The organism is Pseudomonas sp. BN606 (assembly GCF_029873115.1).
Classification (GTDB): domain Bacteria; phylum Pseudomonadota; class Gammaproteobacteria; order Pseudomonadales; family Pseudomonadaceae; genus Metapseudomonas.
Genome location: NZ_SSOF01000002.1, coordinates 1 through 807, shown reverse-complemented (window position 1 = coordinate 807; position 807 = coordinate 1). Strand labels below are relative to the sequence as shown.

The 807-nt window shown below is 63.2% G+C and carries 1 protein-coding gene; it reads left to right on the top strand.

Going from position 1 to position 807, the window contains the following annotated elements; translation table 11 throughout:
• Nucleotides 1-807: Ig-like domain-containing protein (locus tag E8E75_RS00010; RefSeq protein WP_280357610.1), on the top strand; the 807-nt coding region annotated here is incomplete at both ends.

Sequence of the window (807 nt, the reverse complement as noted above, 5' to 3'; positions counted from 1 at the left end):
AGCTTCACCTTCACCCCGGCACTGAACTACAACGGCCCGGTACCGACCGCGACCTATACCGTCTCCGACGGCAACCTCACCGATACCGCCGAACTGAGCTTCGCCGACGTCATTCCGGTGAACGATGCTTCCGTCCTGGTGGCGGATACCAACAGCGTCGCCGAGGACAACCCCGCCACCGGCAACGTGCTGGGCAACGACAGCGATGTGGATAACACCCTCACCGTTGCCAGCTTCACCATCAATGGCGTCCCCGGCAGCTTCACCGCCGGTTCCAGCGCGGTGATCGCCGGTGTCGGCACGCTGAGCATTGCCGCTAACGGCAACTACACCTTTACCCCGGTGCAGAACTGGAACGGCGACGTCCCGCAGGTCACCTACACCACCAACACCGGCAGCAACTCCACTCTGGATATCACCGTTACCCCGGTGGACGATGCGTCCGTCCTGGTGGCGGATACCAATAGCGTCGCCGAAGACAACCCGGCCACCGGCAATGTGCTGGGCAACGACAGCGATGTGGATAACACGCTCACCGTTGCCAGCTTCAGCGTGGCCGGCATTACCGGCAGCTTCACCGCCGGCCAGACCGCGACCATCGCCAACGTGGGTACCTTCACCCTCGGCAGCAATGGTGATTACACCTTTACCCCGGCCGCGAACTGGAACGGCACGGTGCCGCAGGTCACCTATGTCACCAACACCGGCAGCGATTCGACGCTGGACATCACTGTCACGCCGGAAAATGACGCGCCTGTCGCCTCCAACGACGGTCCGATCGCGGTAACCGAGGACACCCCGGCCACC